Origin of the sequence: Citrobacter enshiensis, from assembly GCF_029338175.1 — a bacterium.
Classification (GTDB): Bacteria; Pseudomonadota; Gammaproteobacteria; order Enterobacterales; family Enterobacteriaceae; genus Citrobacter_D; species Citrobacter_D enshiensis.
The window spans coordinates 4,035,409-4,054,713 of the sequence record NZ_CP119862.1; the positions used below are offsets into that span (position 1 = coordinate 4,035,409).

Annotated in this window: 13 protein-coding genes and 1 riboswitch; of the genes, 10 read left to right on the forward strand and 3 right to left on the reverse strand. The window is 55.4% G+C overall.

Annotation, left to right across the window (positions count from 1 at the left end; translation table 11 throughout):
- The first annotated feature begins 1 nt into the window (after nucleotide 1).
- Nucleotides 2–102: riboswitch (TPP riboswitch) on the forward strand.
- Nucleotides 103–133: 31 nt separating this feature from the next.
- Genes thiB through thiQ form a run of 3 tightly spaced genes read left to right on the forward strand, consistent with a single transcriptional unit; the run spans nucleotide 134 to nucleotide 3,385 of the window.
- Nucleotides 134–1,117 (forward strand): thiamine ABC transporter substrate binding subunit, encoded by a 984-nt coding sequence (gene thiB / locus P2W74_RS19195; protein ID WP_276292857.1) that lies wholly within the window; start codon nucleotides 134–136, stop codon nucleotides 1,115–1,117.
- Nucleotides 1,093–2,703 (forward strand): thiamine/thiamine pyrophosphate ABC transporter permease ThiP, encoded by a 1,611-nt coding sequence (gene thiP, locus P2W74_RS19200; RefSeq protein ID WP_276292858.1) that lies wholly within the window; start codon nucleotides 1,093–1,095, stop codon nucleotides 2,701–2,703. Before thiB ends, thiP begins: the two co-directional genes overlap by 25 nt.
- Complete coding sequence (gene thiQ, locus P2W74_RS19205; protein WP_276292859.1) at nucleotides 2,687–3,385, forward strand: thiamine ABC transporter ATP-binding protein ThiQ; 699 nt, start codon at nucleotides 2,687–2,689, stop codon at nucleotides 3,383–3,385. The genes thiP and thiQ overlap by 17 nt, the downstream gene beginning before the upstream one ends.
- Before the next feature lie 66 nt (nucleotides 3,386–3,451).
- Here the strand turns inward: thiQ and P2W74_RS19210 are convergent, their stop codons facing one another.
- Both P2W74_RS19210 and araC read right to left on the reverse strand, forming a co-directional pair.
- The gene (locus P2W74_RS19210) at nucleotides 3,452–4,219 is read right to left on the reverse strand and encodes a DedA family protein (RefSeq protein WP_276292860.1); all 768 of its coding nucleotides are present in this window, start codon (nucleotides 4,217–4,219) and stop codon (nucleotides 3,452–3,454) included.
- A 119-nt stretch (nucleotides 4,220–4,338) separates the two neighbouring features.
- Complete coding sequence (gene araC / locus P2W74_RS19215; RefSeq protein ID WP_276292861.1) at nucleotides 4,339–5,184, reverse strand: arabinose operon transcriptional regulator AraC; 846 nt, start codon at nucleotides 5,182–5,184, stop codon at nucleotides 4,339–4,341.
- A gap of 339 nt (nucleotides 5,185–5,523) precedes the next feature.
- Here araC and araB point away from each other — a divergent pair, with 339 nt between their 5' ends.
- The 6 genes from araB (at nucleotide 5,524) to rluA (ending at nucleotide 15,710) form a co-directional block, all read left to right on the forward strand.
- Nucleotides 5,524–7,233: a ribulokinase gene (araB, locus tag P2W74_RS19220; RefSeq protein ID WP_276292862.1), complete on the forward strand. Its 1,710-nt coding sequence runs from the start codon at nucleotides 5,524–5,526 to the stop codon at nucleotides 7,231–7,233.
- A gap of 10 nt (nucleotides 7,234–7,243) precedes the next feature.
- Complete coding sequence (araA, locus tag P2W74_RS19225) at nucleotides 7,244–8,746, forward strand: L-arabinose isomerase (RefSeq protein WP_276292863.1); 1,503 nt, start codon at nucleotides 7,244–7,246, stop codon at nucleotides 8,744–8,746.
- Between the two features lie 95 nt (nucleotides 8,747–8,841).
- Entirely contained in the window at nucleotides 8,842–9,537 is a 696-nt protein-coding gene (araD, locus tag P2W74_RS19230) for an L-ribulose-5-phosphate 4-epimerase (protein WP_276292864.1), read from the forward strand.
- Between the two features lie 112 nt (nucleotides 9,538–9,649).
- Nucleotides 9,650–12,001 carry a DNA polymerase II gene (gene polB, locus P2W74_RS19235; RefSeq protein ID WP_276292865.1) on the forward strand — a complete coding sequence of 784 codons (2,352 nt, stop codon included), beginning with the start codon at nucleotides 9,650–9,652 and terminating at the stop codon, nucleotides 11,999–12,001.
- A gap of 131 nt (nucleotides 12,002–12,132) precedes the next feature.
- Nucleotides 12,133–15,039, forward strand: coding sequence for an RNA polymerase-associated protein RapA (rapA, locus tag P2W74_RS19240; RefSeq protein WP_276292866.1), 2,907 nt, complete (start codon nucleotides 12,133–12,135; stop codon nucleotides 15,037–15,039).
- Nucleotides 15,040–15,050: 11 nt separating this feature from the next.
- Nucleotides 15,051–15,710 carry a bifunctional tRNA pseudouridine(32) synthase/23S rRNA pseudouridine(746) synthase RluA gene (rluA, locus tag P2W74_RS19245; RefSeq protein ID WP_276292867.1) on the forward strand — a complete coding sequence of 220 codons (660 nt, stop codon included), beginning with the start codon at nucleotides 15,051–15,053 and terminating at the stop codon, nucleotides 15,708–15,710.
- Between the two features lie 53 nt (nucleotides 15,711–15,763).
- Here the strand turns inward: rluA and djlA are convergent, their stop codons facing one another.
- A complete protein-coding gene (djlA, locus tag P2W74_RS19250; RefSeq protein WP_192611052.1) occupies nucleotides 15,764–16,576 on the reverse strand; it encodes a co-chaperone DjlA in 813 nt (270 codons plus the stop codon).
- A gap of 332 nt (nucleotides 16,577–16,908) precedes the next feature.
- Between djlA and lptD the strand changes: the two genes are divergently transcribed.
- Nucleotides 16,909–19,281 carry an LPS assembly protein LptD gene (lptD, locus tag P2W74_RS19255; protein ID WP_276292868.1) on the forward strand — a complete coding sequence of 791 codons (2,373 nt, stop codon included), beginning with the start codon at nucleotides 16,909–16,911 and terminating at the stop codon, nucleotides 19,279–19,281.
- Nucleotides 19,282–19,305 lie beyond the last annotated feature (24 nt).

Sequence of the window (19,305 nt, forward strand, 5' to 3'; positions counted from 1 at the left end):
GCCGTTCTCAACGGGGTGCTGCGCCATGTGCGCGGGCTGAGAAAATACCCGTCGAACCTGATCCGGATAACGCCGGCGAAGGGATTTGAGGCTAACGCTCAAGTCCTTTGCCACTCTTTTACTGAGGTGCAAAGTGTTAAAAAAATGTCTTCCCTTACTGGTGCTGTGTGCTGCACCGGTCTTCGCTAAACCGGTCCTGACCGTGTACACCTACGACTCCTTCGCCGCCGACTGGGGACCCGGTCCCACCATCAAGAAAGCCTTCGAAGCCGACTGCCAGTGCGAACTGAAAATGGTGGCGCTGGAAGATGGCGTTTCGTTGCTTAATCGCCTGCGCATGGAAGGGAAGAACAGCAAAGCGGATGTGGTACTCGGGCTGGACAACAACCTGCTCGACGCCGCCACGCAAACCAAACTGTTTGCGAAAAGCGGCATTGCCCCCGACGCAGTCAACGTACCTGGCGGTTGGCAGAACGACACCTTTGTCCCCTTCGATTACGGTTACTTCGCGTTTGTTTATGATAAAAACAAGCTGAAAAACCCGCCTAAAAGCCTGAAGGAGCTCGTCGAAAGCGACCAGAAATGGCGCGTGATTTATCAGGATCCACGTACCAGCACGCCGGGTCTTGGACTGATGTTGTGGATGCAGAAAGTCTATGGCGATAAAGCCCCCGAAGCCTGGCAAAAACTGGCGGCCAAAACGGTCACCGTCACCAAAGGCTGGAGCGAAGCTTATGGCCTGTTCCTGAAAGGGGAAAGCGACCTGGTTCTGAGCTACACCACCTCTCCGGCGTATCACATTATCGAAGAGAAAAAAGACCATTACGCTGCGGCAAACTTCAGCGAAGGCCACTATCTGCAGGTAGAAGTCGCCGCGCGTACCGCCGCCAGCAAGCAGCCGGAACTGGCAGAGAAATTCCTCAAATTTATGGTTTCTCCGGCATTCCAGAACGCCATCCCCACCGGCAACTGGATGTACCCTGTCACCCGCGTCACTCTGCCCGCCGGGTTTGATCAGTTGGCCAAACCGGCCACCACCCTGGAGTTCACTCCTGCTGAGGTGGCATCCCAACGTCAGGCATGGATCAGCGAATGGCAACGCGCCGTCAGCCGTTAATTCCCGGCTGGCTGATACCAGGGCTTTCCGCCGCCACGTTGATGGCGGTCGTCGCCCTGGCGGCATTTCTGGCGCTCTGGCTTAACGCGCCGCAGGGAGAATGGCTCTCGCTTTGGCAGGACAGCTACCTGTGGCACGTGGTGCGTTTTTCGTTCTGGCAGGCGTTTCTCTCGGCGCTGTTGTCGGTGGTCCCGGCGATTTTCCTTGCCAGGGCGCTTTACCGACGCCGTTTCCCCGGTCGTCTGGCGTTATTACGCTTGTGCGCCATGACCCTGATTCTGCCGGTACTGGTCGCCGTTTTCGGTATTCTCAGCGTCTACGGCCGCCAGGGCTGGCTCGCCACACTCTGGCAAGCGCTGGGGCTAGAGTGGCATTTCTCGCCTTACGGGTTGCAGGGCATTCTGCTGGCGCACGTCTTTTTTAATCTGCCGATGGCCAGCCGCTTGCTGCTCCAGGCGCTGGAAAATATCCCCGGCGAACAACGACAGCTTGCGGCGCAGCTAGGCATGCGCGGCTGGCATTTTTTCCGCTTTGTGGAGTGGCCGTGGTTGCGTCGGCAGATCCCTCCGGTGGCAGCGCTCATTTTTATGCTCTGCTTCGCCAGCTTTGCTACCGTTCTCTCACTCGGCGGCGGTCCCCAGGCCACCACCATCGAGCTGGCGATTTATCAGGCCCTCAGTTACGACTTTGATCCTGCGCGGGCGGCAATACTGGCGTTGATCCAGATGACATGCTGCCTGGCGCTGGTGCTGCTCAGCCAGCGTTTAAGTAAGGCCATTGCGCCGGGGACGACGCTGGTGCAAGGCTGGCGCGATCCGGACGATCGCCTGCATAGCCGCCTGACCGACGCGGCGCTGATTATTCTGGCGTTGCTGCTGCTGTTGCCTCCGCTATTGGCGGTCATTGTTGACGGTTTCAACCGCCATTTGCTGGATGTGCTCGTACAGCCTGTACTCTGGCAGGCCCTGTGGACATCGCTGCGGATCGCACTGGCCGCCGGTTTGCTGTGCGTGGTTCTGACCATGATGCTGCTGTGGAGCAGTCGCGAACTGCGGGCGCGGCAACAGGTGCTGGCAGGTCAGACACTGGAATTGAGCGGCATGTTGATTCTTGCCATGCCCGGCATCGTCCTGGCGACAGGTTTTTTTCTGCTGCTGAACAACAGCATCGGTTTGCCGGAGTCGGCCGACGGGATTGTGATTTTCACCAATGCGTTAATGGCGATACCTTACGCACTGAAAGTGCTGGAAAACCCAATGCGAGACGTGACGGCACGTTACAGTATGCTGTGCCAGTCGCTGGGGATCGAGGGATGGTCACGTCTGAAAGTAGTAGAACTGCGCGCGCTGAAACGGCCGCTGGCGCAGGCACTGGCGTTTGCCTGCGTGCTTTCGATTGGCGATTTTGGTGTCGTCGCCCTGTTTGGCAACGATGATTTCCGCACGCTGCCATTTTATCTGTACCAGCAGATTGGCTCTTACCGCAGTCAGGACGGTGCGGTAACGGCACTATTGCTGCTGATACTCTGCTTTATGCTCTTTACCGTGATTGAAAAACTACCGGGGCGACATGTTAACTCTGACTGATATCACCTGGCTTTATCACCATTTGCCGATGCGTTTTACGCTTTCTGTGGAACGCGGCGAACAGGTGGCGGTGCTGGGGCCCAGCGGCGCCGGGAAAAGCACCTTGTTGAACCTCATTGCGGGATTCCTCGCGCCCGCCAGCGGTACTCTGCTGATTGGAGGCGAGGATCACACCACCACGCCCCCAGCCCGTCGCCCGGTCTCGATGCTGTTTCAGGAAAACAACCTGTTCAGCCATCTCACGGTGCAACAAAACATCGGTCTTGGGCTTGATCCGGGACTGAAGCTCAATGCGCTCCAGCGGGAGAAAATTCAGCACATTGCCCGTCAGATGGGGATCGATAACCTGATGGCGCGTTTACCGGGCGAGCTTTCCGGCGGCCAGCGCCAACGTGCGGCACTGGCGCGCTGCCTGGTCCGCGAACAGCCGATATTGCTGCTCGACGAACCGTTTTCCGCACTCGACCCCGCCCTGCGCCAGGAAATGCTGGCGTTGGTCAGCGACGTTTGTCGCGAACGGCAATTGACGCTGCTGATGGTGTCTCACAGCATAGAGGACGCGGCGCGCATTGCGACACGTTCCATCGTGGTGGCCGACGGACGCATCGCGTGGCAGGGAACCACGGATGAACTGTTAAGCGGTCATTCCAGCGCGTCGGCGCTGTTGGGGATTAAAGCATAAATAGCATTGCCGGATGGCGGCGAGTAGGCCGGATAAGGTGAAACCGCCATCCGGCATAAACCGACCTCAGTAGCCCACGACTTTTCGCAGAATATCAAGATAGACCGGCATTAGTGGGTGGCGTAGCAACGCCACCAGCGCCATCACCCCGATAGCGAGGAGCACCGGCGTCAGCCACAACAAGCGGCCACGGGGCAAAAAGGAGGCCAGGCGATCGGGGGCAGCCTTACCGAAACGCCACAACCGCCAACACAACCAGCCTGCGACCCACAGCAGCAGCGCCGTGGCCAGTAACAGCCATTTGAAACCGCCGCTCTGCATGCCCTCGGGAATGTCGATCGCCGCACCGGCCAGGATCCCCGGTAAAAAATAGAAAGGCGGCCACAGCACGCAGCCAATGATATTGGGCACGACGAATTTCGCGATCGGCAGATCCAGCATTCCCGCCACCATCGGCACCAGCGGGCGCGTGGGTCCCACAAAACGCCCGACCAGAATGGTGAACATGCTGTGCTGATGCAGCGCATGTTCGGTTTTATCCAGCAGCGCTTTGTTCTTTTTCATGAATGACCAGCGGTGGAGCGGTTTTTTAAAGCGCCACCCCAGCCAGAAGGAGATCCAGTCGCCCAGTAAACATCCCACCATGCCCGCCAGCCAGGCATGCCAGAAATTCACTTCTCCGCTCCCAATGAGCGCCCCCAGCCCCGCCATCAATACCGTGCCAGGTAAGAGCAGACCGACCAATGCCAGCGATTCCAGAAATGCCACCAGCATGACCGCAATTAACGAATAGAGGGTGGATTGGAGAATAAAGTGTTCCAGCAATGCTTGCATAGTGTGCCCGTCAGTTTTACGAAGCTGGGATTCTGCAAACCCTCTCTCACTTCGTCAAGCCATCATTTATCTGAATAGTTTACGGGTTATGACACTTTTGCAGACACATCATTCACTTTTTATTCACATCCGGCACGGAATTCGCTTGGGCTGGCCCCGGTGCATTTCTTGAAGACGCGGGAGAAATAGAGCTGATCGTCAAACCCCACATTACGCCCAACGGTGGCAATCGGCATCCGTGTTGTACTGAGCAACAGTTTCGCCTGACTGATACGCTGATCTTCACGCCAGCTCAACACACTGATGCCAAGTTGCTGACGGAACAGGTGCGACAAACGGGAGGGCGACAGGCAAACATGCTGCGCCACGCTGGCTATATCGAAATGGCTGTCCGCCAGGTGATCGCTAATGTACTGGCAGGCATCACGCACACGGTTATCCATCGGCGGGTGCAGCGATTCGTTGATCGCCTCCATGCGGCGCAATAGCAATTGCTCCAGCAGGTTTATCGCCAGTAGCTCAGAGTAGCGCCCTTCTCCCTGCCCGGCGCTAATAATCTGGCCGAACATGTCATTGAAATGGGGCTGATGGGCCTCATCCGGACGATAAAATCCCGTCTGAGCAAAAATTGTTGGCCAGGCCAGCCATTCTTGCCAGTAGGCTCGCGGGCGAAAGTAGACCCACTGGTGATACCACTCGCTGGCGTCGGGATGGCGTCCGTAATGGTGAACCTCGCCTGGCGGAAACAGCAAAATATCCCCCGGGCGGCAGATAAACTGTTTCCCGTGGTTATTGATGACCCCTTCGCCGCGAACGGTCAGATTAAGGATGTAACCCTTCATCCCCAACGGTCTGTCGATAAAAAAATCCAGGTATCCGTTCGCTTCTATAGGGGTTAACCCCGCCACCAGATGTGCGTTAAACGAGTACCCCGGCAGCAGAGGATCATTTTGTATTTCGGCCATAAACTCATTACTCCGGGCGTTCCGTGAAGAAACAAATTGTCCATATTGCATGAGGTACCTTCAATTTCACCGCTTCCGGCCGCCGCGATTTCAGTGACAGACCATCAATCCCACTGGGGAAAAGCATTCTGTAACAAAGGCACACATCAGAGGCGACGAAAACGGGTAACAAAAGTGTCTATAATTACGGCAGAAATGTCCACATTGATTATTTGCACAGCGTCACACTTTGCGATGGCACAGCATTTTAATCCATAAGATTAGCGGATCCTGCCTGACGGTTTTTATCCCCACTATCTACTGTTTCTCCATACCCGTTTTTTTGGATGGAGTAAGACGATGGCGATTGCAATTGGCCTCGATTTTGGCAGTGATTCAGTACGAGCGCTGGCGGTGGAATGCGCCACCGGCGAAGAGATCGCCACCCGCGTAGAGTGGTATCCACGCTGGCAGGAAGGGCGCTATTGCGACGGTCCGAATAACCAGTTCCGCCATCATCCGCGCGACTACATTGAGTCGATGGAATCCGCGTTGAAAACCGTCCTGGCTGAACTCAGCGCATCGCAGCGCGCAGAGGTAGTTGGGATTGGCGTTGACAGCACCGGCTCTACACCGGCCCCCATTGATGCCGACGGTCATGTCCTCGCCCTGCGCCCGGAGTTCGCCGACAACCCAAACGCGATGTTTGTGCTGTGGAAAGACCACACCTCGGTGGAAGAAGCGGAAGAGATTACCCGTCTGTGTCATACGCCGGGCAAGGTTGATTACTCCCGTTACATTGGCGGTATTTACTCCAGCGAATGGTTCTGGGCCAAAATTCTGCATGTCACCCGCGAGGATAGCACCGTCGCGCAAGCTGCCGTTTCATGGATTGAGCTGTGCGACTGGGTGCCCGCCCTGCTTTCCGGCACCACCCGCCCACAGGATATTCGCCGCGGCCGCTGCAGCGCCGGACACAAATCACTGTGGCATGAAAGCTGGGGAGGACTCCCCCCCGCCAGTTTCTTCGACGAACTTGATCCGCTGCTTAACCGCCACTTGTCTTATCCGATGTTTACCGAAACGTTTACTGCCGACATTCCCGTTGGAACGCTCTGCGCCGAGTGGGCGCAGCGCCTCGGTTTGCCGGAAGGCGTGGTGATTTCTGGCGGCGCGTTTGACTGCCATATGGGCGCCGTTGGCGCTGGCGCACAGCCAAATACGTTGGTGAAAGTGATTGGGACGTCCACCTGCGACATTCTGATTGCGGACAACGCCAGCGTCGGCGAGCGTGCGGTGAAAGGGATTTGTGGGCAGGTCGACGGCAGCGTGGTGCCCGGTTTTATCGGCCTGGAAGCCGGTCAATCCGCCTTTGGCGATATCTACGCCTGGTTCGGTCGCATTCTCAGTTGGCCGCTGGAACAGCTTGCCGCTCAGCATCCTGAGCTGAAAGATCAGATCAACGCCAGTCAGAAACAGCTGTTACCCGCACTGACCGAAGCGTGGGCAAAAAATCCGTCGCTGGATCACCTGCCTGTGGTGCTCGACTGGTTTAACGGCCGCCGCACGCCAAACGCCAACCAGCGCCTGAAAGGGGTGATTACCGATCTGAACCTCGCCACCGACGCGCCAGCGCTGTTTGGCGGCCTGATCGCCTCCACGGCCTTTGGCGCACGCGCCATCATGGAATGCTTTACCGAACAAGGCATTGCGGTCAATAACGTAATGGCGCTCGGCGGTATCGCGCGTAAAAACGTCAGCGTTATGCAGGCGTGCTGCGACGTGCTCAATCGCCCATTACAAATTGTTGCCTCCGATCAATGTTGCGCACTCGGCGCAGCGATTTTTGCCGCCGTCGCCGCGAGGGTACACGCCGACATTCCTGCCGCGCAGGACAAAATGGCGAGCGCAGTCGAGCACACACTGCAACCTCGCCCGGAACAGGCCCAACGTTTTGAACAGCTTTATCGTCGCTACCAGCAGTGGGCGATAAGCGCTGAACAACACTATCTCCCGACTGCCGCCCCGGCGCCAAAAGCCCCGGAAACTCAGGCAACCCTGACTCATTAAGGACACGACAATGACGATTTTTGATAATTATGAAGTGTGGTTTGTGATTGGTAGCCAGCATCTGTATGGTCCTGAAACCCTGCGTCAGGTGACTCAACATGCCGAGCACGTCGTAAAAGCACTGAATACCGAAGCCAAACTGCCGTGCAAACTGGTCCTCAAACCGCTGGGTACGCGCCCGGATGAGATCACCGCCATCTGCCGCGACGCCAATTATGACGACAAATGTGCCGGTATGGTGGTGTGGCTGCACACCTTCTCCCCGGCCAAAATGTGGATCAACGGTCTGACGATCCTCAACAAGCCGCTGCTGCAATTCCACACCCAGTTCAATGCCGCTCTGCCGTGGGACAGCATTGATATGGACTTTATGAACCTGAACCAGACCGCACACGGCGGCCGCGAGTTCGGTTTTATCGGCGCACGTATGCGTCAGCAGCACGCCGTTGTCACCGGTCACTGGCAGGACAAACAGGCACACGAGCGTATTGGTTCGTGGATGCGCCATGCCGTCTCCAAACAGGACACCCGTCATCTGAAAGTGTGCCGTTTTGGCGATAACATGCGCGAAGTGGCGGTGACTGACGGCGATAAAGTGGCTGCGCAGATCAAGTTTGGCTTCTCCGTTAATACCTGGGCGGTGGGCGATCTGGTGCAGGTGGTCAACGCCATCAGCGACGGTGACATTAACGCGCTCATCGACGAGTACGAAAGCAGCTACAGCCTGACTCCAGCCACCCAGATCCACGGCGACAAACGTCAAAACGTGCGTGAAGCGGCGCGCATTGAGCTGGGCATGAAGCGTTTCCTGGAGCAAGGCGGATTCCATGCCTTCACCACCACGTTTGAAGATTTACACGGCCTGAAACAGCTTCCTGGTCTCGCCGTACAGCGTCTGATGCAGCAAGGCTACGGCTTTGCTGGCGAAGGCGACTGGAAAACCGCCGCCCTGCTTCGCATCATGAAGGTGATGTCAACCGGTCTGCAGGGCGGCACCTCTTTTATGGAGGATTACACTTATCACTTCGAGAAAGGCAACGATCTGGTGCTCGGCTCGCATATGCTGGAAGTGTGCCCTTCTATTGCCGTGGAGGAAAAACCGATCCTCGATGTGCAGCACCTCGGCATAGGCGGTAAAGATGACCCAGCCCGCCTGATCTTCAATACCCAAACGGGTCCGGCGATCGTCGCCAGCCTGATTGATCTGGGCGATCGTTACCGTCTGTTGGTTAACTGCATCGACACGGTAAAAACGCCGCACGACCTCCCGAAACTGCCGGTGGCCAACGCCCTGTGGAAAGCGCAACCCGACCTGCCGACCGCATCCGAAGCCTGGATCCTCGCCGGTGGCGCGCACCACACCGTCTTCAGCCATGCGCTGGATCTGAACGACATGCGCCAGTTCGCTGAAATGCACGACATCGAAATCAGCGTGATCGATAACGATACCCGCCTGCCTGCCTTTAAGGATGCGCTGCGCTGGAACGAGGTTTATTACGCCTTTAAACGCTAAGCGTCGTATCGGAATGCCCGGTGGCACTGCGTTTACCGGGCCTACGCTCTTGTAGGCCGGATAAGCGAAGCGTCATCCGGCACACAGGAGCCAACATGTTAGAAGATCTCAAACGCCAGGTGTTAGAAGCCAACCTGGCGCTACCGAAACACAATCTGGTCACCCTCACCTGGGGGAACGTCAGCGCGGTCGACCGGGAACACGGCGTATTCGTGATTAAACCCTCCGGCGTTGATTACAGCGTGATGACCGCTGATGATATGGTGGTCGTGAGCATCGCCACCGGAGACGTCGTTGAAGGTACGAAGAAACCCTCTTCCGACACGCCAACCCACCGACTGCTGTATCAGGCGTTGCCGACAATCGGCGGAATCGTTCACACCCACTCACGCCACGCCACCATCTGGGCGCAGGCGGGTCAGTCAATCCCGGCCACGGGAACGACCCACGCCGATTATTTCTATGGCGCCATTCCCTGCACCCGTAAAATGACCGATGCGGAAATCAACGGCGAATACGAGTGGGAAACCGGCAACGTGATCGTCGAAACCTTTGAAAAACAGGGGATTGATGCAGCACAAATGCCCGGTGTGCTGGTGCACTCCCACGGCCCGTTTGCGTGGGGAAAAACGGCAGAAGACGCCGTACACAACGCCATTGTGCTGGAAGAAGTGGCCTATATGGGGATCTTTTGCCGCCAGCTCGCACCGCAACTGCCGGATATGCAACAGACACTGCTGGACAAGCATTACCTGCGCAAGCATGGCGCAAAAGCCTACTACGGGCAGTAAAAAACCCGCCCGGTGTCGCCACGTTTCACTGGAATGACACCTGTATAAAACCACAGCAAAATCACCTAAACCAGGCTATAATAACGCCTGGTTTTTTTGATGGGTACACAGCGTGGCGCAGGCAGGTTTTATTTTAACCCGGCACTGGCGGGATACCCCGCAGGGAACGGAAGTCTCATTCTGGCTGGCGACGGACAACGGCCCGCTGCAGGTCACGCTCGCGCCGCAGGAGTCGGTGGCCTTTATCCCCGCCGATCAAATTCCCCGCGCCACTTCACTGTTAAGCGCTGAAAATGGCTATCGTATCGCGCCGCTCAATTTGCGTGATTTTCACCGCCAGCCGGTTTCAGGTTTGTATTGCCGCTCCCATCGACAGCTCATGCGTCTGGAAAAACGGCTGAAAGAAAACGGCATCACGGTCTATGAAGCCGATGTACGCCCGCCGGAACGCTATCTGATGGAGCGGTTTATCACCTCTCCGGTGTGGGTCGATGGCGACCCCCATCATGGCACCATCGTAAATGCGCGCCTGAAACCCAATCCGCCCTATCGACCGCCATTAAAATGGGTGTCGCTGGACATAGAAACCAATCGCCACGGCGAGCTTTACTGCATTGGTCTGGAAGGCTGCGGTCAACGTACTGTTTATATGCTCGGTCCGGAGAATGGCGATGCCGGAGGGCTGGATTTTGAGCTCGAATATGTGGCAAGCCGCCCTCTGTTGCTGGAAAAACTCAACGCCTGGTTTACTGAACATGATCCTGACGTGCTCATTGGCTGGAATGTGGTGCAGTTCGATTTACGCGTCCTGCAAAAACATGCTGAACGCTATCGCATTCCTCTGTGTCTCGGGCGCGAGAAGACAGAACTGGAATGGCGCGAGCACGGCTTTAAAAACGGGGTGTTCTTCGCTCAGGCAAAAGGACGACTCATTATCGACGGCATTGAAGCGCTGAAATCCGCGTTCTGGAATTTCTCCTCATTTTCTCTGGAGACCGTTTCGCAGGAGCTGCTCGGTGAAGGGAAATCCATCGACAATCCCTGGGATCGCATGGACGAAATTGACCGTCGTTTCGCCGAAGATAAACCCGCACTGGCCACCTATAACCTGAAAGATTGCGAGCTGGTCACGCGGATTTTTCACAAAACGGAAATCATGCCGTTTTTACTGGAACGCGCGACGGTCAACGGCCTGCCCGCCGATCGTCACGGCGGCTCGGTCGCCGCCTTCGGGCACCTCTATTTTCCGCGTATGCACCGCGCCGGTTATGTTGCGCCAAATCTGGGGGAAGTGCCGCCTTTAGCCAGCCCCGGCGGTTATGTGATGGACTCTCGTCCTGGCTTGTATGACTCTGTGCTGGTACTGGATTACAAAAGCCTGTACCCCTCAATCATCCGCACTTTTCTCATTGATCCTGTCGGTCTTGTGGAAGGCATGGCGCAGCCCGATCCCACACACAGTACCGAAGGATTCCTCGACGCCTGGTTCTCGCGGGAAAAACACTGTCTGCCGGAGATCGTTACCCAGATCTGGCTCGGGCGCGACGAGGCAAAGCGTCACGGTAATAAACCGCTTTCGCAGGCGCTGAAGATCATCATGAACGCGTTTTACGGCGTGCTCGGCACCACCGCCTGCCGCTTTTTCGATCCCCGACTCGCTTCCTCGATCACCATGCGCGGCCACGCGATCATGCGCCAGACCAAAGCGCTCATTGAAGAACAAGGCTATGACGTGATCTATGGCGATACCGACTCCACATTCGTCTGGCTGAAGGGCGCCCACTCGGAAGAGGACGCGGCGAAAATAGGTCGCTCGCTGGTGCAGCATGTCAATGCGTGGTGGGCGCACTCGCTGCAACAACAGCAATTGACCAGTGCGCTGGAACTGGAGTTTGAAACCCACTTCTGCCGCTTTCTGATGCCCACCATCCGCGGGGCAGATACCGGCAGCAAAAAGCGCTACGCCGGGATGATTCAGGAAGGCGAGGCGCAGCGAATGGTGTTCAAAGGCCTGGAGACGGTACGCACCGACTGGACGCCTCTGGCGCAACAGTTCCAACAGGAACTGTATCTGCGTATTTTTCGTAACGAGCCGTATCAGGATTACGTGCGGGAAACCATTGATAAACTGATGGCCGGAGAGCTCGACGATCGTCTGGTCTATCGTAAACGTCTGCGTCGTCCATTAAGTGAATATCAACGTAATGTCCCCCCGCACGTTCGCGCAGCCCGACTCGCCGATGAGCAGAACCTGGCGCGCGGACGACCTGCGCAATACCAGAATCGCGGCACCATAAAATATGTGTGGACCACAAACGGCCCCGAACCTGTGGATTATCAACACTCACAGTTGGATTACGAGCACTACCTGACGCGCCAGCTACAGCCTGTGGCGGAAGGAATTCTTCCCTTTATTGATGATAATTTTGCTACACTACTGACTGGGCAACTGGGGTTATTTTGACGCGTGACGAACGCGCCGCCATCCAGTACCATAGCGCCCTTTCCACTCCTGGACCCATATAACACTGCTGCCACTTTAGCCTGGCAGTGGGTGATTATTGCCTGCAATTAAAGATATAGAGCCAAACACATATGCCTTTTACACTTGGTCAACGCTGGATCAGCGATACAGAAAGCGAACTGGGACTTGGAACTGTTGTTGCGATGGATGCGCGAACCGTCACCTTACTTTTCCCGGCTACAGGTGAAAACCGTCTGTATGCGCGTAGTGACTCCCCCGTGACCCGCGTGATGTTTAATCCCGGTGATACGATTACGAGCCATGAAGGCTGGCAGTTGCAAATCGATGAAGTAAAAGAAGAAAACGGTCTGCTTGCCTACGTGGGTACTCGTCTTGATAGCGAAGAAGCGGGCGTCATGCTACGTGAAGTGCTGCTCGACAGTAAACTGGTCTTCAGTAAACCGCAGGATCGTCTGTTTGCCGGTCAAATCGACCGCATGGACCGATTTGCGCTGCGCTATCGCGCACGTAAATTTCAGAGCGAACAGTATCGCATGCCGTGGAGCGGTCTGCGCGGTCAGCGTACCAGCCTGATCCCGCATCAGCTCAATATCGCTCATGACGTTGGCCGTCGCCACGCCCCGCGCGTGCTGTTAGCGGACGAAGTCGGTCTGGGAAAAACCATTGAAGCGGGGATGATCCTGCATCAGCAATTGTTGGCCGGTGCGGCAGAGCGCGTATTGATTATCGTGCCTGAAACATTACAGCATCAGTGGCTGGTTGAAATGCTGCGTCGTTTTAATCTGCGTTTCGCGCTGTTTGATGATGAACGTTACGCAGAAGCCCAGCATGACGCCTATAACCCATTTGAAACCGAACAACTGGTTATCTGCTCGCTGGACTTCGCCCGTCGCAGTAAGCAGCGCCTGGAACACCTGTGCGACGCAGAATGGGATCTGCTGGTTGTCGATGAAGCGCACCACCTGGTGTGGAGCGAAGATGCGCCCAGCCGTGAATATACGGCAATCGAACAACTGGCGGAACGCGTTCCGGGTATCCTGCTGCTCACCGCAACGCCGGAACAACTGGGGATGGAAAGCCACTTCGCGCGTCTGCGTCTGCTGGACCCGAGCCGTTTCCACGACTTCACGCAATTTGTCGAAGAGCAGAAAAATTACCGTCCGGTTGCGGATGCCGTTGCGATGCTGCTGGCAGGCAATAAGCTGAGCAATGACGAACTCAATATGCTCGGCGAGTTGATTGGCGAGCAGGATATCGAACCGCTGCTACAAGCCGCCAACAGCGATCGTGAAGACGCACAGAGTGCCCGTCAGGAACTGGTCTCCATGCTGATGGACCGCCACGGCACCAGCCGCGTGCTGTTCCGTAACACCCGTAACGGGGTTAAAGGCTTCCCGAAACGCGAACTGCACACCATTAAACTCCCGCTGCCAACGCAGTATCAAACGGCGATTAAAGTCTCCGGGATTATGGGCGCACGTAAAAGCGCGGAAGACAGAGCCCGCGACATGCTCTACCCGGAGCAGATTTATCAGGAATTCGAAGGCGATACGGGCACATGGTGGAACTTCGATCCCCGCGTTGATTGGCTGATGGGCTACCTGACCAGTCACCGTTCGCAGAAAGTGCTGGTGATTTGTGCGAAAGCCACCACCGCATTACAGCTGGAGCAGGTTCTGCGTGAGCGTGAAGGTATTCGCGCCGCCGTATTCCACGAAGGCATGTCGATTATTGAGCGCGACCGCGCTGCCGCCTGGTTCGGGGAAGAAGACAGCGGCGCTCAGGTTCTGCTGTGTTCTGAAATCGGCTCCGAAGGCCGTAACTTCCAGTTCGCCAGTAACCTGGTGATGTTTGACCTGCCGTTTAACCCGGACCTGCTGGAACAGCGTATCGGTCGTCTGGATCGTATTGGCCAGGCGCATGATATTCAGATCCACGTTCCGTTCTTAGAAAAAACCGCGCAGTCGGTACTGGTTCGCTGGTATCACGAAGGCCTGGATGCGTTTGAACACACCTGCCCGACCGGGCGCGCCATCTATGATACGGTTTATAACGATCTGATCACCTTCCTGGCCGCGCCTGAAAACAGCGATGGCTTCGACGAGCTGATTAAATCCTGCCGCGAACAGCATGAAGCACTGAAAGCGCAGCTGGAGCAGGGTCGTGACCGTCTGCTCGAAATTCACTCTAATGGCGGTGAAAAAGCGCAACAGTTGGCTGAAAGTATTGAAGAGCAGGATGACGATACCAACTTGATCGCGTTCGCCATGAACCTGTTTGATATCGTGGGTATTAATCAGGACGATCGCGGTGAAAATCTGATTGTTCTGACGCCCTCCGATCACATGCTGGTGCCGGACTTCCCGGGTTTACCCGAAGATGGCTGTACCATTACATTCGAGCGCGACGTGGCGCTGTCGCGCGAAGATGCGCAGTTTGTGACCTGGGAACACCCGCTGATCCGTAACGGTCTGGATCTGATTTTGTCGGGCGATACCGGCAGCAGTACGATTTCTCTGTTGAAAAACAAAGCATTGCCGGTCGGTACGTTGCTGGTTGAACTGGTGTATGTGGTGGAAGCCCAGGCGCCGAAACAGCTGCAACTTAACCGCTTCCTGCCGCCAACGCCGGTCCGTATGTTGCTGGACAAAAACGGCAATAATCTGGCGGCACAGGTCGAGTTCGAGACCTTCAACCGCCAGTTAAGCGCCGTGAACCGTCACACGGGCAGTAAGCTGGTCAATGCGGTTCAGCAGGATGTCCACGCGATTTTACAATTGGGTGAAGCGCAGGTAGAAAAATCCGCCCGTGCGTTGATCGACGCCGCGCGTAGCGAAGCCGATGAAAAACTCTCCGCAGAGTTGTCACGTCTGGAAGCGCTGCGCGCAGTCAACCCTAACATCCGTGATGACGAACTGACGGCTATCGACACGAATCGTCAGCAGATTCTTGAAAGCCTCGATCAGGCGAACTGGCGCCTGGATGCGTTGCGCCTTATTGTCGTCACGCATCAATAACGGAGCTAAAGATGGGAATGGAAAACTACAATCCGCCGAAGGATCCCTGGCTTGTTATCCTGTATCAGGATGAGCACATTATGGTGGTCAACAAGCCGAGCGGCTTGTTGTCTGTGCCGGGTCGTCAGGAAGAGCACAAAGACAGCGTGATGACGCGTATCCAACGCGACTACCCGCAGGCAGAGTCGGTGCATCGTCTTGATATGGCGACCAGCGGCGTGATTGTAGTGGCGCTCACGAAAGCGGCTGAGCGCGAACTCAAACGCCAGTTTCGCGAGCGCGAACCGAAAAAGCAGTATGTTGCGCGTGTGTGGGGGCATCCCGCGCCCAGCGAGGGGGTGGTCGATTTACCCCTGATTTGTGACTGGCCGAATCGGCCAAAACAAAAAGTGTGTTATGAGACGGGAAAAGCGGCACAAACCGGGTATGAGGTAGTGGATTACGCGGCGGATAATACCGCTCGGGTCGTACTTAAACCGATTACCGGGCGTTCTCATCAGCTACGCGTACATATGCTGGCACTCGGACATCCTATTTTAGGCGACCGGTTTTATGCTTCCCCGGAAGCACTGGCGATGGCTCCACGCTTATTACTGCATGCCGAAATGCTGACCATTACTCATCCCGCGTACGGCAACAGCATGACGTTTAAAGCCCCGGCAGATTTTTAATGTCGGTCTGTATGCCGGATAGCGTGCCACGCATCGCTATCCGGCATCACCGATTATTTGAACCCCTTTTGTTCCTTAATCAGTTCATACGCCTTTTGAATTTCCTGCGCTTTTTGCTTCGCCATCTCCATCATCTCCGGCGGCAGACCTTTCGCCACCAGTTTGTCAGGATGATGCTCGCTCATCAGCTTACGATAGGCACGTTTGATCGTCGTCGCATCGTCGCCAGGTTTTACCCCGAGCACATTACAGGCATCTTCAAGCGTCGGTCCTCGCTGCGCCTGTTGCCATCCGCCGCCAGATTGCTGCTGATATCCGCCGCCAAACTGTGCCCCGCCCTGCATCATGCGCAAAAACTGGTCAAACTGGGTACGGGAAATCCCTAACTCTTCGGCGATGACATACAGCACTTCTCGCTCGTTCGGATGCAAAGAGCCATCGGCAAACGCTGCCTGAATTTGAATCTCCAGAAACATGCGGATCAGATCGAATCGCCCAAAACAGACGCTGCGAAACTGGCGCATTTTTTCACGTAGTGGGTAATTGTCTGATTTTCCGACGCGGAAGGCATGTTGCGCCGCCGTACGTGATTCACCGTGCAAATTCATCCGATCCATCAACTGACTGGCGATATGAATATCGGCTTCGGTGACGCGCCCCTTCGATTTGGTTAAGTGTCCCATGACTTCAAAAGTCGTGGCAAAAAACAGCGCCTGACGCTCACGTTGGTTCGCAAACCACGCCATTTTACGGCTGCGGGCTTTGTCGAACATATGCCCGACCAGCAGGCCTAAAACCACGCCCCAGAAGCCTCCGCCCATCATTAGAGCCACGGCGACACCAATTATTTTTCCCCAGTACTGCATAGACTCCCCAAATCTTTACGCGGTCAGTGAGGCTATGTCCCACAATATAAGGTGCTTTTACGGTAATGAACGCTACGGTCAATTGTGGGACATAGCCTATAATTTGCATTATCATACCTGTCATTCAATGCCGTGCCTAACACCACAGACGCTATATCCATTGGATTTCGAGTTGCAACAAGGCGATAACGTACCGCCAAAAACGATGCAGCCAGGAAGACGGCGGGTATAAAACGGACAGGATTAACACTAGCGCAGTGAAGATGAGTACGTTAGTCTCTGACCGTTTGTCACGCGCAACGCTACCGATGATGGAACAATAAATACAACGTATGAAAAAACGTATTCCCACTCTTCTGGCCACCATGATTGCCAGCGCCCTTTATAGCCAGCAGGGCGCCGCAGCCGATCTCGCCTCACAATGTTTGCTGGGCGTGCCGAGCTATAACCGTCCACTGGTGCAGGGCGAGACGAACGAGTTACCCGTTACCATTACGGCCGATCACGCCAAAGGGAACTACCCTGATGACGCGGTGTTTACCGGCAATGTGGATATCGCCCAGGGTAATAGCCGTCTTCAGGCTGATGAGGTGCAACTCCATCAGAAAGAAGCCCAGGGGCTCCCCGAACCCGTTCGTACTGTCGATGCGCTGGGTAACGTCCATTATGATGACAACCAGGTCATCCTGAAGGGGCCGAAAGGCTGGTCGAACCTGAATACTAAAGATACTAACGTTTGGGAAGGCGACTATCAGATGGTCGGTCGTCAGGGGCACGGTAAAGCGGACCTGATGAAACAGCGTGGCGAAAACCGCTATACGATCCTTGAAAACGGTAGCTTTACCTCCTGTTTACCCGGCGCTGACACCTGGAGCGTGGTGGGCAGTGAAGTTATCCACGACCGCGAAGAGCAGGTGGCGGAAATCTGGAATGCCCGTTTTAAAGTCGGCCCTGTTCCGGTCTTCTATAGCCCGTATTTGCAGTTACCGGTTGGCGACAAACGCCGCTCAGGCTTCCTGATCCCGAATGCGCAGTACAGCAGTAATAACTATTTTGAGTTCTATCTGCCGTATTACTGGAATATCGCGCCCAATATGGACGCCACGATCACGCCACACTACATGCACCGCCGTGGCGGCATTATGTGGGAGAACGAATTCCGCTACCTCACCCATGCGGGTACCGGTTTGATGGAGTTTGACTACCTGAACTCCGATAATGTCTATAGTGACGAAAATCCTAAAGATGACAACTCGCGCCGCTGGTTGTTCTACTGGCAACACTCAGGCGTCATGGACCAGGTGTGGCGTTTCAACGTTGACTACACCAAGGTCAGCGACTCACAATATTTCAATGACTTCGATAACAAGTACGGCTCCAGTACTGACGGCTATGCGACGCAGAAATTTAGCGTTGGCTACGCGGTGGAAAACTTTGACGCCACCGTGTCGACCAAGCAGTTCCAGGTCTTTAGCGATCAGAACACCAGCAGTTACTCAGCAGAACCACAGTTAGACGTTAACCTCTATCAGAATGACGTCGGTCCTTTTGATATGCGTGTCTACGGTCAGGCGGTGCATTTTGTTAACTCCAAAGACGATCAGCCGGAAGCAACCCGTCTGCACATCGAACCGACCATCAATTTGCCGTTGTCGAATCAGTGGGGCAGTATCAATACGGAAGCCAAGTTGATGGCAACCCACTACCAACAGACCAATCTGGATTCATACAACAACAATCCGCTAAACACAGAAAAACTGGATGAGTCCGCTGACCGCGTGATGCCGCAGTTCAAAGTCGACGGTAAGATGATTTTTGAACGCGACATGGCCACCTTTGCACCGGGTTACACCCAGACGCTGGAGCCTCGCGCGCAGTACCTATATGTCCCGTTCCGTGACCAGAGCGGTATCTACAACTACGATTCGTCTTTGCTGCAATCTGACTATTCTGGCCTGTTCCGCGACCGTACTTATGGCGGCCTGGACCGTATCTCCTCCGCCAACCAGGTCACGACCGGCGTCACATCTCGTGTATATGATGACGCTGCCGTTGAACGTTTTAACGTTTCTCTGGGTCAAATCTACTATTTCACGGAGTCTCGCACTGGCGATGACAACATAAAATGGGAGAATGATGACAAAACAGGTTCACTGGTTTGGGCGGGCGACACCTACTGGCGCATTTCCGATCGTTGGGGTTTACGTAGCGGTCTGCAATATGACACGCGTCTGGACAGCGTGGCTACCAGCAGCAGCAGCATTGAATACCGTCGGGATGAAAATCGCCTGGTGCAACTGAACTACCGGTATGCCAGCCCGGAATATATTCAGGCAACATTGCCCAGAAATAGTAGCGATAATCGCTGGAATGCCCCGCAGTATAAAGACGGGATTAATCAGGTCGGTATGGTGGCAAGCTGGCCAATTGCTGACCGGTGGTCCATTGTTGGCGCCTACTACTATGACACCAATGTGAATAAAGCTGCCGACCAGATGCTCGGTCTACAGTATAACTCCTGCTGTTATGCGCTGCGCTTCGGGTACGAACGTAAGCTGAACGGTTGGGATAGTGACAAACAAGAGTCTGTCTATGACAACGTGATCGGCTTTAACATCGAGCTGCGTGGCCTGAGCTCCAATTATGGCCTCGGCACGCAAGAGATGCTGCGCTCGAACATTCTGCCGTACCAGAACTCTTTGTGATCTGATTGATTTACCACGTAATCC